Below are 16,201 nucleotides of genomic sequence, written 5' to 3' on the forward strand. Positions count from 1 at the left end.
TAATGCGCGTAGTGTTTCTCAATTCACACTTGATTGCCTTAAACAGGCACATCAATAAATTTACGGATTGCACGTAAAACTTCAGCGGGTTTTTCCGCGTGCAGCCAGTGTCCCGTGTTTGCGATCACATGAGCTTTGGCTTGGCTAAACTGGGCTTGCACCATGGGCTGATGTTGTGTGGTCAGATAATCCGAATCTGCCCCTTTAATAAATAAGGTTGGAATCCGGCATTTGGCGATGATATCCCAGCCTAAAATCTCTGCATAATGTGCTTTGAGTGCCGCAACATTGAAGCGCCATGTCATCACGTTCTGTTCCGACATTAAAGATTTGCCGAGAAATTGTCTAACGCCTTCTTGCTCAATATGTTGCGCTAAAATTGCCATCACTTCACTGCGTGAGGTGGGCTTTTGCGCTAACACCGCTTCGAGTCCAGCAAACACATTGTCGTGACGCCGTTGGTTATACGCGACAGGTGACATGTCCAGCACCACTAATTGATGGACTTTTTCTGCGGCAATATCGGCTAATTTCATGGCCACTTTTCCGCCCATCGAGTGACCGATCACCACTACCGAAGTGAGGTTGAGGTGTTCAAGCAACTGGTTTACGTCTTGTGCCATCAACGCGTAATTGTGCTCATCACTGTGGAAGGATAGCCCGTGGTTACGCAGATCCAAGCTCAGTACTTGGTGATCGTTTTTCAGATCGCGCGCAAGCAAGCCAAGATTATCCAAGCTACCAAATAAGCCATGGATCAAAACAACGGTCTCACCGCTGCCTTCACGTTTGTAGTTAAGAAGTGCTGACATTTTATCTTATTAGTGATTGGTTTAACGTAGAGTCTCAGTCAAGATCTCGCTATAATCCCCGAAAGTTTAAACATAGAGATTGTGAAAAGCGAATGAAAACAATTGAGGTTGATGAGGATCTATACCGTTACATTGCGAGTCAGACTTTGCATATTGGTGAAAGTGCCTCCGATATTTTGCGTCGTCTTCTCAATGTAGATGGTGAATTAGCCACTGCTGCGCCTGCTGCTGAGCCGAAAGGGATAGTCGTAAGCAAAGATGCCGCTTTCGATACCAAAATTGATGGTGTTAAAGCGATGCGTTCACTGCTGATTTCCGATGAATTTGCCGGGCTAAAAAATGCGATCGATCGCTTCATGCTGATTCTGTCTACTCTTCATCGCATCGACTCTGCGAGCTTTTCTGAAGCGACTATGGTCAAAGGTCGCAAGCGCGTTTACTTTGCTGATAACGAACAGACGTTGCTTGCCAGCGGGCAAACAACCAAACCTAAGGCGATCCCAAATACGCCGTTTTGGGTGATCACCAACAACAACACTAGCCGCAAGCAACAGATGGTTGAACAGGTGATGGTGCGCATGGGCTTCCCAAGCGACATTATTGAGAAAGTTACCCATTCCATTTGAATTTTGCTGATTACAGCCCAAAATTCTGATTCAAGCCTCATAATGCGTAGTGCTACACCGCTATTATGAGGTTTTATTTTATGTGAAATTTAAAGAAAGGATGTCACTATGGCTATGCACCCTCGTGCTGGACAAAAGGCGCGACAAGAGGATCTCCATAATATCCCTGCGCTAGTTGCAAATTACTACCTACTCCAGCCTGAAGCTGGCAATACGGCGCATAAAGTTGAATTTGGTACGTCGGGACACCGAGGTACGGCCGATAAAACCACCTTTAATGAACATCATATTCTTGCGATTGCGCAAGCGGTAGCGGATGTGCGCCGTGAGCATGGTGTGACTGGCCCAATCTTTATTGGCAAAGATACTCATGCGCTGTCTGAACCTGCATTCAGTAGTGTTCTGGAAGTGTTGATTGCCAATGGCATTGAAGTGATTGTGCAAGAAAACAACGGCTACACTCCCACCCCAGGTATTTCACACGCCATTTTAACGTACAACCTGAAGCATACAGATAAAGCGGACGGTATTGTAATTACCCCTTCGCACAACCCGCCACAAGATGGTGGCATCAAATACAACCCACCACACGGTGGTCCTGCAGAAGGTGAGCTAACCCAAGCGATTGAAGATCGTGCCAATGCTTACATCAGTCAGCAGCTTGCTGGTGTAAAACGCATGCCGATTGCGTTGGCTAAACAATCCGAGTTGCTCAAGCAAGTCGATTTGGTTAAGCCTTACGTTGATGATCTGGTCAATGTGATTGATATGGCGGCGATCCAAAAGGCCAAGCTCAAAATAGGGGTCGATCCTCTGGGCGGAAGTGGCATAGATTACTGGCGTCAAATTGGCAACGCTTACCAACTCGATTTAACGCTGGTCAGCGAAGCCATTGATCCAAGCTTCCAATTCATGTCATTAGATAAAGATGGCGTGATCCGTATGGATTGCTCTTCCCCATATGCCATGGCGGGTTTGCTGGCCCTGAAAGATGAATACGACTTGGCTTTTGGTAACGATCCTGACTACGACCGTCACGGCATTGTGACCCCTAAAGGCTTGATGAATCCGAACCACTTCCTCGCGGTGTGCATTGATTATCTGTACCGTCATCGTCAAGGTTGGGCGGGTCATGTTGCCGTCGGTAAAACGCTGGTTTCCAGTGCGATGATTGATAAAGTGGTTGCCGATCTTGGCCGCGAACTGTGTGAAGTTCCAGTGGGCTTCAAATGGTTTGTTGATGGACTCTACTCTGGTCGCTTTGGTTTTGGCGGTGAAGAGAGTGCGGGGGCTTCTTTCCTGCGTCAAGACGGCACGCCTTGGTCTACCGACAAAGACGGGATCATTTTGTGCTTACTGGCAGCGGAAATTACCGCTGTGACCGGCAAAAATCCGCAACAGTATTATGATGAATTGGCAGCTAAACACGGTGATTCTTATTACAGCCGTATTCAAGCCGTGGCGAATGGTCCACAGAAGAATGTGCTAAAGAAACTGTCTCCTGAAATGGTGTCGGCTCAAACGCTAGCGGGAGATGCAATTACGGCTCGCTTGACTCATGCTCCGGGTAATGGCGCAGCCATTGGCGGCCTCAAAGTGACTACGGATTATGGTTGGTTTGCGGCTCGTCCATCTGGCACAGAAGATATCTATAAGATTTATTGTGAGAGCTTCAAAGGAGCTGAGCACTTAAAACAAATTGAATCTGAAGCGCAGCAGATCGTAAACCAAGTGTTTAAAGACGCAGGTTTATAGTGTGATGAAATGAATCAGGGGCGATGAGATCGCCCCTTTTTTATGTCTCTTAACGCTATGGCCACTGGTTTGGCACAATAAACCAGAATTTCCCAGATTCAGATTGGCAATGCACAAACCCATCTGCGTGTTCTGTATAAAGTTCAGAGTCTGCTTTCCGTCCCGTCAACCAATCTGACTTTTCAAGCTGATATAAAGGTTCATCGATTAAGTGCTGCTCACGCTGGAAACACCAATACCCTTGAATCTGGCTAGTATTGAGCGGGTAGCCAAGGCAATCGGTCGGGATTGGCTCATCAGAAAATGGATTGGTATAAAGACGACCCTGCATTAATAAATGTTGTGATGCACCAGCCCAGAGTGGATGTTGTTCAATAAAAAGCGGATGTTGTGATAGTGGCAGTTGGTGGTTGAGCATATGGTCAAGTTTGATATCCAAACGATCTTCGGCATTGGGGCCGTACCAACATCCTTGGTGGAGCAGATAAAATTTGACTGCCACTTCCCAATGTTCATAATGTTCAGTTTTACGGTTTTTAGCTAAAAAATCCAATGAACCGACGGTTTTTCCTTCATTAATGAGCTGAATTTCTTCTGAAACCGCATTGTAAAATGGCGTTTCGGTGAATAATTGAGCGCAAAGATGTTGATAGAGAAAGCCTAATCGTGGATTGCCCTGATAGTCTGGCCACTGTTCTCGTGTTGTTTTGCTAAATGGCGCTTTGCTGACCAAAGGCGCTTTGGCTTGAAATAGGGCAGGGGTGCGAATCACCCAATCCATTAAGTGTTTTAACTCCATCTGATCACCACCACTTTTTGACATATTTCGACATTCTAGCCTGAAATTGTTATAACCACGCCACCTCTGTTGCTCAATGGATTACAAGATGAACAATTTACAGCTAGAAGCGTTGCTAAATGAGACATTGTCCCCACAGTTAATTAAAGATTATTGTCCTAATGGTTTACAAGTCGAAGGTAAAGCGGAAGTCAAACGAATTGTCACCGGTGTGACCGCGAGTTTAGCGCTGATTGACGCTGCGATTGAGCTCAAAGCCGATGCATTATTGGTGCATCACGGTTATTTTTGGAAAAATGAACCTGAGGCCATTCGAGGTATGAAAGGTCGCCGGATACGTACGCTTATCCAAAATGATCTTAATCTGTATGCCTACCATCTGCCTTTGGATATTCATCCACAGTTGGGCAACAATGCTCAGCTTGCGCAGCGACTCGGGATTTGCGTTGATGGTGGATTGGAAGGGCATCCTCAATCAGTTGCAATGTTTGGGCACTTTTTACAACCGTTAACCGGGCAAGAATTAGCTTATCGGATTGGCCAAGTCCTGAATCGTACACCTTTGCATATTGCTCCCGATCAAGCCGATAAGTTGATTGAAACTGTCGGTTGGTGTACGGGTGGTGGGCAAGACTATATTGAACTCGCGGCTAGCCGGGGTTTAGATGCCTTTATTTCTGGAGAAATCTCGGAGCGTACAACCTATTCGGCACGTGAACAGTCGATCCATTACTTTTCCGCAGGTCACCATGCTACCGAGCGCTACGGAATTAAAGCACTAGGGGAATGGCTCGCGGAAAATCACGGCTTTGATGTGACCTTCATTGATATTGATAATCCAGTTTAGAACAATAAAAAAGAGCGAGAAAATCTCGCTCTTTTGCTTTTGAATCAATGATTAACTGCGTTCATGCAAGGGGGTGAAATCGCGCAGTTTTTGACCTGTGTACAACTGACGTGGACGACCGATACGGTTGTCCGGATCGCTGTGCATTTCATTCCAGTGAGCAATCCAACCGATAGTACGAGACATCGCAAAGATCACCGTGAACATAGACACAGGAATACCAATGGCTTTGAGAATGATGCCTGAGTAGAAATCGACGTTAGGATAGAGTTTCTTCTCAATAAAGTACTCATCAGACAGCGCAATACGCTCAAGTTCCATCGCGACGTCGAGCAGTGGATCTTGAATGCTTAGCTCTTTCAGCACTTCATGACACGCTTCACGCATTACAGTGGCACGTGGATCGTAGTTTTTGTACACTCGGTGACCAAAGCCCATTAGACGGAATGGGTCATCTTTGTCTTTTGCACGTCTTACGTATTCAGGAATCTTATCAACAGAGCCGATCTCTTCAAGCATACGTAGACAAGCTTCGTTTGCGCCACCATGTGCAGGGCCCCAAAGAGAAGCGATACCTGCTGCGATACACGCAAATGGGTTAGCACCCGATGAACCTGCCAGACGTACAGTCGATGTCGATGCGTTTTGTTCATGATCCGCATGTAGAGTGAAAATCTTGTCCATGGCACGAGCCACGATAGGATTCACTTCATACTCCTCACAAGGTGTGGCAAACATCATGTGCAGGAAGTTTTCTGCATAGCTCAAATCGTTACGTGGGTAGATAAACGGTTGACCAACTGAGTATTTGTAACACATCGCAGCCAAGGTCGGCATTTTGGAAAGCAGACGATAAGCCGCAATTTCTCGGTGGGTGTCGTTATTGATATCGAGTGAATCATGATAGAAAGCAGCTAACGCACCCACCACACCACACATCACAGCCATCGGGTGAGCATCACGGCGGAAACCGTGGAAAAAGCTCGCGATCTGTTCATGAACCATAGTGTGACGAGTAACGATTTTCTTGAACTCTTCATATTGCTTACGATTAGGGGCTTCACCGTAAAGAAGGATGTAACACACTTCCAAGTAATCAGCGTTATTGGCTAACTGATCGATAGGGTAGCCGCGGTGCAACAGAATGCCCTTAGCGCCATCGATATAAGTAATTTGAGATTCACAGGATGCAGTGGCAAGAAAACCCGGGTCAAAAGTAAAGTAACCGTTTGAGCCTAAAGTACGAACGTCAATCACTTGTGGACCAAGCGATCCATCCATAATTGGCAATTCGATTGGCGCTTTACCTTCGATGTGAAGGGTCGCTTTCTTATCCGCCATAACCATCTCCTTTGTTTATTATTTAATCCGTCCAGGATGTTTTGTGTGTGATTCTTGTACGTCCGATCTTAATCAAAGTCAATTATTCTCCTCTGATGTGTGCACTCACTTTGATTTTTTATACGTATAAAGTTAAAAATCTGTTCTGTGTAGCAAAAATTGTTACAGCAATTGTATTAGAATGTTGCAGTCCGTATAGTGACACAGAAAATTCTGTGAGAGACCTTATAAATTCAAGGCTAGAAAGAAATTTAACTTATAGATTTTAGACTTGGGTGTAACATTTAAACTACAATTAAGTCGCCGATTTGGCGGTTGAAATGTTGAATAAATGTTAAATTATGCGCATTTTCGACCAGAATTCATCCATAACTATAAATGCTCAATGGAGCTGAGTGAGCAAGCCCGTGAAAGAAAGAAAGTCAAGACCTGTTAATTTAGATTTGCAGACCATTCGCTTTCCGATCTCAGCAATCGCATCCATCCTCCACCGTGTGTCGGGGGTGATTACGTTTGTTGCGGTTGGGATTTTGCTTTGGTTGTTATCCCTCTCTCTCTCCTCACCTGTCGGATTTATGGAAGCGAGCAACATTGTTGACAGCTTTTTCGTGAAATTCGTGTTGTGGGGAATTCTAACTGCTCTGGCCTACCACATTGCTGGTGGGATTCGTCATTTATTGATGGATCTTGGTCACTTTGAAGAGCTGGAATCCGGTGCCGCGAGCGCCAAAGTAGCTTTTGCCGCTACGGTTGTATTGTCTCTACTGGCGGGGGTTCTGGTATGGTAAAGCATGTCTCTTCATTTGGTCGTAATGGTGTTCACGATTACTTATTGATCCGCGCTTCAGCGATCATCTTAGTTTTGTACACTATTTATATCGTGAGTTTTTGCGCGTTCACGGACATCTCTTATGTCGCGTGGACTCAATTCTTTGGTAGTACGTTCACCAAAGTCTTCACAATGTTGGCATTAGTTTCAGTATTGATTCATGGCTGGATTGGTCTATGGCAAGTACTGACGGATTACATTAAGTGCTCCAAATTGCGAGCGGGGCTGCAACTTGTGGTCATCGCCGTTCTACTAGGATACTTCTTCTCTGGCCTATTTGTATTGTGGGGTGCCTAAGTGACTATTCCAGTTCGTTCTTTTGACGCCGTAGTAATCGGCGCAGGTGGTGCAGGCATGCGTGCTGCACTACAAATTTCTGAGCAAGGCCTAACTTGCGCACTGCTTTCAAAAGTGTTTCCAACTCGTTCTCATACGGTATCCGCTCAAGGCGGCATTACCGTGGCTTTGGGTAACTCACATAAAGATGATTGGCAGTGGCATATGTATGACACGGTAAAAGGTTCCGACTATATCGGCGACCAAAATGCCATCGAATACATGTGTAAAAACGGTCCGGAATCCGTGATTGAACTTGAGCGCATGGGGTTGCCTTTTTCTCGTTTTGAGAACGGCACGATTTATCAACGTCCTTTTGGCGGTCAGTCAAAAGAGTTCGGTGGTGAACAAGCTGCTCGTACGGCAGCAGCAGCAGACCGTACTGGTCATGCTCTACTACACACGCTTTACCAACAAAACGTTAAACATAAAACCACCATTTTCTCGGAATGGTATGCGCTGGATCTGGTGAAAAACCAAGATGGTGCTGTGCTCGGTTGTACTGCAATCTGTATGGAAACAGGCGAAATTTGCTACTTCAAAGCCAAAGCAACAGTGCTTGCGACAGGCGGTGCAGGTCGTATTTACGCTTCAACCACCAATGCACACATTAACACGGGCGATGGTGTCGGTATGGCTTTGCGTGCTGGCGTACCAATGCAAGATATGGAAATGTGGCAATTCCACCCAACGGGTATCGCGGGTGCTGGCGTTCTGGTTACAGAAGGCTGTCGTGGCGAAGGCGGCTATCTGCTGAATAAAGATGGTGAGCGTTTCATGGAACGTTATGCACCTAACGCTAAAGATCTAGCAGGTCGTGACGTGGTTGCACGTTCAATGATGATCGAAATCCGTGAAGGTCGTGGTTGTGACGGTCCTTGGGGTCCACACATCAAACTGAAACTGGATCACTTAGGTCGTGATGTATTGGAATCTCGCCTACCGGGTATCTGTGAACTATCACGTACCTTTGCTCACGTGGACCCAGTGAAAGAACCTATTCCTGTTATCCCAACCTGTCACTACATGATGGGTGGTGTACCAACGCAAGTGTCTGGTCAAGCGATCAAACAAGACAGCCATGGTAAAGATGTCGAAGTCCAAGGCTTGTTTGCTTGTGGTGAAATCGCTTCTGTATCGGTACATGGTGCCAACCGTTTAGGTGGCAACTCACTGCTTGATCTGGTGGTATTTGGCCGCGCAACGGGTCTACATCTTGGTGAAACTCTGCGTGCTCAAGCTGAGGCTCGCCCTGCGACTGCATCGGATATCGAAGCTTCTCTGGCTCGTACTATGCGCTGGGAAAACAGCAAAGGTGGCGAAGACCCAGTTGTTATCCGTAAAGATCTGCAGCGCTGCATGCAAAACAACTTCTCGGTATTCCGTGAAGGTAAGGCGATGGCTGAGGGGCTGGAAGAGCTCAAAGTCATTCGCGAACGTTTGAAAAATGCTCATCTGGCGGACAAATCAACCGAATTTAACACTCAACGTATTGAGTGTTTAGAGTTGGACAACCTGATGGAAACAGCATTTTCGACCGCAGTAGCGGCAAACTACCGTACTGAAAGCCGTGGTGCACATGCGCGTTTTGACTATCCAGAGCGTGATGATGAGAACTGGTTGTGCCACTCAATCTACAATCCGGAAACGGAACAGATGAGTAAGCGTGAGGTCAATATGACTCCGGTTTACCGTGACCCGTTCCCGCCTAAAGTGCGTACATATTAAGGGAGGTACTCAATATGAAACTCAACTTCTCTTTATATCGCTATAATCCGGATGTCGATAACAAACCCTACATGAAAGACTACATTCTTGAGGTAGAGGAAGGGTCTGACATGATGGTGTTGGATGCTTTGATTCTGCTTAAAGAGCAAGATCCAAGTATTGCTTTCCGCCGCTCATGCCGTGAAGGGGTTTGTGGCTCGGACGGTCTGAATATGAATGGTAAGAATGGCTTAGCATGTATCACACCTTTGTCTGCGTTAAAAGGTGACAAAATTGTGATTCGTCCACTGCCAGGATTACCTGTGGTTCGTGACTTGATTGTCGACATGACTCAGTTTTACGATAACTATGCGAAAGTTAAGCCTTTCTTGATTGCAGATGATGCATTACCCCCTTCAAGAGAGAACTTGCAATCCCCTGAAGAACGGGCGCATTTGGATGGTCTGTACGAGTGTATTATGTGCGCTTGCTGTACCACTTCCTGCCCTTCATTCTGGTGGAATCCGGATAAATTTATCGGACCTGCAGGTTTGTTGGCTGCTTATCGTTGGTTGATTGATAGCCGTGATACCGCGACAGATGAACGCTTATCGAATCTTGATGATGCGTTTAGCGTTTTTCGTTGCCACGGCATCATGAACTGTGTCAGTGTTTGTCCGAAAGGATTAAACCCAACGAAAGCCATTGGACATATTAAGTCCATGTTGATCAATCGTTCAGTTTAAATTGAAAATTGCAGGCCTTCGAGCCTGCCTTTTATAGCTCGGCGATAAGACCGCAGCAAACGTGAAAACTACTGGTTAAGGGAAAAAAATGCACAACGGCGTGATGAAGGCATGGCTCGAGTCTTCACACTTGGCTGGCGCCAATGCAACTTACGTAGAAGATCTCTACGAACTGTATCTAAGTGATCCCGATCTGGTAAGTGAGGAGTGGAAACGTGTTTTTGATGGGTTGCCTGCGCACCCAACGAATGTGGTTGAACAACCGCACTCACGCGTCCGTGACTACTTCCGACGACTCGCTCAAGAGACTAAGCATTACAATGTCCAAGTTAGTGATCCTGAAGTCGATGCAAAACAAGTAAAAGTACTGCAGCTAATTAACGCATACCGTTTCCGCGGTCATGAAGCTGCCAAGCTTGACCCTCTCGGTTTATGGAACCGCCCTGAAGTGGCGGAGCTGAATCCCTCATTCCATAATTTGACCCAAGAAGATATGGAAGAGACCTTCAACGTGGGCTCCTTTGCGATTGGCAAAGACACGATGAAGCTGAAAGATATCTATCAATCCCTACAAAAAATCTACTGTGGCTCTGTCGGTGCAGAATACATGCACATCACCGACACTGAGCAGAAGCGTTGGATTCAACAGCGCCTCGAACCAGTTGTGGGTACCCCTGTATTCAGTAAAGAAGAAAAGCGTACTTTCCTTGAAGAGCTGACTGCCGCTGAAGGTTTAGAGCGTTATCTTGGTGCGAAATTCCCTGGTGCTAAACGTTTCTCTCTCGAAGGGGGGGATGCCTTAGTTCCGATGACCAAAGAGATGATCCGTCACGCGGGTGCTAGTGGCATGCGTGAAGTGGTGATTGGGATGGCGCACCGCGGTCGCTTGAACATGCTGGTCAACGTTCTGGGTAAAAAACCACAAGATCTGTTTGATGAGTTTGCCGGTAAACATGGCGAAGGCTGGGGCACAGGTGATGTGAAATATCACCAAGGTTTCTCCGCTGACTTTGCGACACCGGGCGGTGATGTTCACTTAGCACTGGCTTTCAACCCATCGCATCTTGAGATTGTGAACCCTGTTGTGATGGGTTCAGTGCGCGCGCGTCAAGACCGCCTAGGTGATGAAGATGGCAGTAAAGTGCTACCTATCACTATCCATGGTGACTCTGCGATTGCCGGACAAGGTGTGGTGGCTGAAACCTTCAACATGTCTCAAGCGCGTGGTTTCTGCGTCGGTGGTACAGTACGTATCGTGGTCAATAACCAAGTGGGCTTCACGACATCAAACCCACGCGATACTCGCTCAACCATGTACTGTACCGATATTGCCAAGATGGTTCAGGCACCGATTTTCCACGTGAATTCAGACGATCCTGAAGCTGTAGCTTTTGTCACTCGTCTAGCGCTTGATTACCGTAATGAATTCAAGCGCGATGTGGTGATTGATCTGGTGTGTTATCGCCGTCATGGTCATAACGAAGCGGATGAGCCAAACGCAACTCAGCCGTTGATGTACCAAAAAATCAAGAAGCATCCAACACCTCGCAAGCTGTATGCAGATGTGTTAACTGAGCGTGGTGAGTGCGATCTCGAAACCGCGACTCAACTGGTGAATGAATATCGCGATGCCCTAGATCACGGTGAAGTGGTGGTCAAAGAATGGCGTCCAATGGCGATGCACTCTGTGGACTGGTCACCGTATTTAGGTCACGACTGGCATATTCCTTGGAATAGCGAATATGCGATGGAGCGATTGCAAGATCTTGGTCGTCGTGTTTGCCAATATCCGGAAAGCCATGTGTTGCATAGCCGTGTAGAAAAAATCTACCAAGATCGTCTCTCTATGATCTCTGGCGAGAAGATGCTGGATTGGGGTATGGCTGAAACGCTTGCGTATGCCACATTGCTTGATGACGGTAAGCGCATCCGTATCTCAGGTCAGGACTCTGGTCGTGGAACCTTCTTCCACCGTCACGCTGTTCTGCATAACCAAAACGATGCGAGTACTTATATTCCACTCTCACAGATCCATGCTGGCCAAGGCCCGTTTGAAGTCTTTGACTCAGTATTGTCAGAAGAGGCGGTATTGGCATTCGAATACGGCTATGCGACTGCGGAGCCTAGCGGTTTGACGTTGTGGGAAGCACAGTTTGGTGATTTTGCTAACGGTGCGCAGGTGGTTATTGACCAGTTTATCTCCTCTGGTGAACAGAAGTGGGGGCGTCTATGTGGCCTGACTATGCTGCTGCCACACGGTTATGAAGGCCAAGGTCCTGAGCACTCCTCTGCACGTTTAGAGCGTTACTTGCAGCTGTGTGCTGAGCAAAACATGCAGGTGGTTGTTCCGTCTACCCCTGCTCAGGTTTACCACATGATTCGTCGTCAAGTGGTTCGCCCAATGCGCCGCCCTCTGGTGGTGATGTCTCCTAAATCGCTGCTGCGTCATCCACTGTGTGTCTCCAGTATGGAAGATCTTGCCCACGGTACTTTCCAGCCGGCGATTGGTGAAATTGATGCGCTGAATCCGTCGCAAGTAAAACGCGTTGTGTTCTGTTCTGGTAAGGTTTATTACGATCTCCTTGAACAGCGCCGAGCCAATGAACAGCAAGACGTGGCGATTGTTCGTATCGAACAGTTGTACCCATTCCCTCTGGAAGAAGTACAAGCGGCCATTGCAAATTACACCAATGTGGTGGATTACGTCTGGTGTCAGGAAGAACCGCAAAACCAAGGTGCTTGGTATAGTAGCCAACATAACTTCCGCGCTGCGATTCCAGCGGGTGCTGATCTGAAATACGCAGGTCGTCCCGCTTCGGCATCTCCTGCGGTCGGCTATATGTCGGTGCACATGAAACAACAAAAAGCGTTGATTGAAGACGCTCTGACCCTAGCGTAAGAACGAGAAGTATAAGGAAGATACCATTATGACCATTGAAATTCTGGTTCCAGATTTGCCTGAATCAGTTGCGGATGCCACGGTTGCGACGTGGCATAAAAAGCCGGGTGACATGGTTGCTCGCGATGAAGTGATCGTTGAAATTGAAACTGACAAAGTAGTGCTGGAGGTTCCAGCACCCGATGCAGGTGTTCTGGAAGCTATTTTGGAACAAGAAGGTGCGACAGTGCTTTCTAAACAACTGCTGGCACGTTTGAAGCCAGGCGCTGTAGCGGGTGAACCAACCCAAGACACTCCAGATGCTACTGAGCCATCACCAGATAAACGCCATAAAGCATCACTAACTGAAGAAAGCAATGATGCGCTAAGCCCTGCGGTTCGTCGCCTGCTTGCTGAACATAACTTGGAAGCAAACCAAGTTAAAGGTTCTGGTGTGGGTGGTCGTATTACCCGCGAAGACATCGAAGCTCACTTAGCCGCGAACAAAGCCAAACCAGCTGCGAAAGCTGAAGCCTCTGTCGCAGCACTGGCTCCTGTCGTCGGCCGCAGTGAAAAGCGCGTGCCAATGACACGTCTGCGTAAGCGTATCGCTGAGCGTCTGTTGGAAGCGAAAAATAACACGGCTATGCTGACGACATTTAATGAAGTGAACATGAAACCTATCATGGACATGCGTAAGCAATACCAAGATGTGTTCGAAAAACGTCATGGCATCCGTCTGGGCTTTATGTCGTTCTACGTGAAAGCCGTCACTGAAGCGCTGAAGCGTTACCCAGAAGTGAACGCGTCTATCGATGGTGATGATCTGGTTTACCACAACTACTTTGATGTGAGCATTGCCGTATCAACCCCACGTGGTCTGGTTACTCCAGTACTGAAAAACTGCGATACCTTGAGTTTGGCGCAAATTGAAAAAGGCATCAAAGAGCTAGCAGAAAAAGGTCGTGACGGTAAATTGACCGTAGACGAACTGACTGGCGGTAACTTTACCATCACCAACGGTGGTGTGTTTGGTTCACTGATGTCAACGCCTATCATTAACCCGCCACAAGCGGCGATTCTGGGTATGCATAAGATCCAAGACCGCGCCATGGTGGTGGATGGCAAGATTGAAATCCTGCCAATGATGTATCTAGCGCTGTCTTATGACCACCGTTCAATCGATGGTCGTGAGTCGGTTGGTTTCCTAGTGACCGTTAAAGAGTTGCTAGAAGATCCAGCCCGTCTGCTGCTCGATGTTTAAACTGTCTATTGCTCAGATTTCTGAGTAATGGAGAAAAGGGTCGGACATGCTCAACGTCCGACCTGGCTTTGGCCAAAGATTGGCTACTCGCTCAAGAGTGACCCTACAAACGTAAAGTTCAGCTCAATGGACTCTATGGAAGAACAATAAACAAATGGAACAACACAATGAATTTGCATGAATATCAAGCTAAACAGCTGTTTGCAGAATTCGGTTTGCCTGTACCGGAAGGTTATGCTTGTGATACGCCACAAGAAGCGTTTGAAGCTGCAGGACGCATCAGCACAGCCAAGAAAGTCGTAAAATGCCAAGTTCACGCCGGTGGACGTGGTAAAGCAGGTGGCGTTGAACTGCATGACACTAAAGAAGGCGTAAAAGCGTTTGCACAAAAATGGCTAGGTAAGAACCTAGTAACTTATCAAACGGATGCAAATGGCCAACCGGTTTCAAAAATTTTGGTTGAAGAAGCATCAAATATCGCTAATGAGCTTTATCTTGGTGCGGTAGTTGACCGCTCTACACGTCGTATCGTTTTCATGGCATCGACTGAAGGTGGCGTGGAAATTGAGAAAGTGGCAGAAGAAACTCCAGAACTGATCCACAAAGCGGCAATTGATCCACTGGTTGGCCCACAAGCCTACCAAGGTCGTGAATTGGCGTTCAAGCTAGGCCTGCAAGGTGATCAAATCAAACAGTTCGTGAAAATCTTCATGGGCTTGGGTGAAATGTTTGCTCAATATGATCTCGCACTGCTGGAAATCAACCCGCTGGTGATTACTGCAGAAGGTAACTTGCTGTGCCTTGATGGCAAAATCAACATCGACTCCAATGCGATGTACCGTCAACCCAAACTGCGTCAAATGCACGATGCTTCTCAAGAAGATGCGCGCGAAGCACACGCAGCGAAATGGGAGCTTAACTACGTTGCGCTGGATGGTAACGTAGGCTGTATGGTTAACGGTGCTGGCCTAGCAATGGGAACCATGGACATTGTTAACTTGCACGGCGGAAAACCAGCAAACTTCCTTGACGTAGGTGGTGGTGCGACCAAAGAGCGTGTTGCAGAAGCCTTCAAAATCATCTTGTCTGATACCAATGTAAAAGCCGTACTGGTGAACATCTTTGGTGGCATTGTGCGCTGCGACATGATTGCAGAAGGCATTATCGGTGCAGTGAAGGAAGTTGGTGTAAGCGTTCCAGTGGTTGTGCGTCTTGAAGGTACAAACGCAGAACTTGGACGCAAAGTGCTGGCAGAATCAGGTCTAGATATTATTGCAGCTGTATCTTTGACAGACGCAGCTCAAAAAGTAGTTGCCGCGGCGGAGGGCAAATAATGTCGATTCTTATCAATAAAGACACTAAAGTCATTTGTCAGGGTTTCACCGGTGGTCAAGGTACTTTCCACTCTGAACAGGCGATTGCTTATGGCACACAAATGGTTGGTGGTGTATCGCCAGGTAAAGGCGGTACCACGCATCTAGGTTTGCCTGTATTTAATACCGTTCGTGAAGCCGTTGAAGTGACTGGCGCAACCGCAACTGTTATCTACGTACCAGCACCATTTTGTAAAGATGCGATTCTGGAAGCGATCGATGCCGGCATCAAGCTTATTGTGACCATCACTGAAGGCATTCCTACCACTGACATGATTGATGTCAAAGTGAAACTGGAACAGACTGGCGTTCGTATGATTGGTCCTAACTGCCCAGGTGTGATTACACCGGATGAGTGTAAGATTGGCATCATGCCAGGACACATTCATAAGAAAGGTAAAGTGGGTATCGTTTCTCGCTCGGGTACTTTGACTTATGAAGCGGTTAAACAAACCACAGACGAAGGTTTCGGCCAGTCAACCTGTGTGGGCATCGGTGGCGATCCAATTCCGGGGTCAAACTTCATCGACATCCTGAAGATGTTCCAAGAAGATCCAGCGACAGAAGCGATTGTGATGATCGGTGAAATCGGCGGTACTGCAGAAGAAGAAGCAGCTGCTTTCATCAAAGCTAACGTCACAAAACCTGTCGTTTCTTATATCGCAGGTGTAACGGCTCCTCCGGGCAAACGCATGGGGCATGCTGGTGCGATCATCTCTGGTGGTAAAGGTACCGCGGAAGAGAAATTTGCAGCACTTGAGTCTGCGGGCGTGAAGACAGTAAAAAGTCTTGCCGATATTGGCAAAGCGCTGCGTGAAGTGACTGGTTGGTAATCTACCGCGATTACTTATTCAGATAATAAGAAACCCCGAACACAGCTTCGGGGTT

General features: G+C 47.2%; 14 protein-coding genes. 11 read left to right on the top strand and 3 right to left on the bottom strand.

All coding sequences use genetic code 11. The features are described 5' to 3' along the window. Positions 1–38: 38 nt before the first annotated feature. On the bottom strand, positions 39–812 hold the full coding sequence (locus tag F0316_RS03755; RefSeq protein WP_149560222.1) for an alpha/beta fold hydrolase: 774 nt from the start codon (positions 810–812) through the stop codon (positions 39–41). Positions 813–904: 92 nt separating this feature from the next. On the opposite strand from F0316_RS03755, the gene seqA reads away from it, so the two are divergent. Further along, positions 905–1,438, top strand: a complete 534-nt coding sequence (seqA, locus tag F0316_RS03760; protein WP_000848402.1) for a replication initiation negative regulator SeqA — start codon at positions 905–907, stop codon at positions 1,436–1,438. A gap of 108 nt (positions 1,439–1,546) precedes the next feature. Further along, positions 1,547–3,193 (top strand): phosphoglucomutase (alpha-D-glucose-1,6-bisphosphate-dependent), encoded by a 1,647-nt coding sequence (gene pgm, locus F0316_RS03765; protein ID WP_149560223.1) that lies wholly within the window; start codon positions 1,547–1,549, stop codon positions 3,191–3,193. Between the two features lie 55 nt (positions 3,194–3,248). Here the strand turns inward: pgm and F0316_RS03770 are convergent, their stop codons facing one another. After that, positions 3,249–4,016 (bottom strand): DUF1853 family protein, encoded by a 768-nt coding sequence (locus F0316_RS03770; RefSeq protein ID WP_149560224.1) that lies wholly within the window; start codon positions 4,014–4,016, stop codon positions 3,249–3,251. A gap of 64 nt (positions 4,017–4,080) precedes the next feature. Here F0316_RS03770 and F0316_RS03775 point away from each other — a divergent pair, with 64 nt between their 5' ends. Further along, positions 4,081–4,839 (top strand): Nif3-like dinuclear metal center hexameric protein, encoded by a 759-nt coding sequence (locus tag F0316_RS03775; RefSeq protein WP_162796662.1) that lies wholly within the window; start codon positions 4,081–4,083, stop codon positions 4,837–4,839. A gap of 51 nt (positions 4,840–4,890) precedes the next feature. Here F0316_RS03775 and F0316_RS03780 read toward each other — a convergent pair whose 3' ends face one another. Continuing rightward, a complete protein-coding gene (locus F0316_RS03780; RefSeq protein WP_000763930.1) occupies positions 4,891–6,180 on the bottom strand; it encodes a citrate synthase in 1,290 nt (429 codons plus the stop codon). Between the two features lie 395 nt (positions 6,181–6,575). Between F0316_RS03780 and sdhC the strand changes: the two genes are divergently transcribed. From sdhC to sucD, 8 genes are all read left to right on the top strand, one after another. After that, the gene (gene sdhC, locus F0316_RS03785; RefSeq protein ID WP_000043019.1) at positions 6,576–6,968 is read left to right on the top strand and encodes a succinate dehydrogenase cytochrome b556 subunit; all 393 of its coding nucleotides are present in this window, start codon (positions 6,576–6,578) and stop codon (positions 6,966–6,968) included. Next, a complete protein-coding gene (sdhD, locus tag F0316_RS03790) occupies positions 6,962–7,306 on the top strand; it encodes a succinate dehydrogenase, hydrophobic membrane anchor protein (protein ID WP_000238620.1) in 345 nt (114 codons plus the stop codon). The genes sdhC and sdhD overlap by 7 nt, the downstream gene beginning before the upstream one ends. Then, positions 7,307–9,073: a succinate dehydrogenase flavoprotein subunit gene (gene sdhA, locus F0316_RS03795; protein ID WP_000155078.1), complete on the top strand. Its 1,767-nt coding sequence runs from the start codon at positions 7,307–7,309 to the stop codon at positions 9,071–9,073. A gap of 14 nt (positions 9,074–9,087) precedes the next feature. Beyond that, entirely contained in the window at positions 9,088–9,798 is a 711-nt protein-coding gene (locus F0316_RS03800; protein ID WP_000772966.1) for a succinate dehydrogenase iron-sulfur subunit, read from the top strand. A gap of 88 nt (positions 9,799–9,886) precedes the next feature. Then, positions 9,887–12,697 carry a 2-oxoglutarate dehydrogenase E1 component gene (sucA, locus tag F0316_RS03805; RefSeq protein ID WP_000551472.1) on the top strand — a complete coding sequence of 937 codons (2,811 nt, stop codon included), beginning with the start codon at positions 9,887–9,889 and terminating at the stop codon, positions 12,695–12,697. Positions 12,698–12,725: 28 nt separating this feature from the next. Continuing rightward, complete coding sequence (gene odhB, locus F0316_RS03810; protein WP_002053240.1) at positions 12,726–13,940, top strand: 2-oxoglutarate dehydrogenase complex dihydrolipoyllysine-residue succinyltransferase; 1,215 nt, start codon at positions 12,726–12,728, stop codon at positions 13,938–13,940. A gap of 167 nt (positions 13,941–14,107) precedes the next feature. Beyond that, positions 14,108–15,274: an ADP-forming succinate--CoA ligase subunit beta gene (gene sucC / locus F0316_RS03815; protein ID WP_001048578.1), complete on the top strand. Its 1,167-nt coding sequence runs from the start codon at positions 14,108–14,110 to the stop codon at positions 15,272–15,274. After that, complete coding sequence (sucD, locus tag F0316_RS03820) at positions 15,274–16,146, top strand: succinate--CoA ligase subunit alpha (protein WP_000025475.1); 873 nt, start codon at positions 15,274–15,276, stop codon at positions 16,144–16,146. The genes sucC and sucD overlap by 1 nt, the downstream gene beginning before the upstream one ends. Positions 16,147–16,201 lie beyond the last annotated feature (55 nt).

Source organism: Vibrio cholerae, assembly GCF_008369605.1.
Lineage (GTDB): Bacteria > Pseudomonadota > Gammaproteobacteria > Enterobacterales > Vibrionaceae > Vibrio > Vibrio cholerae.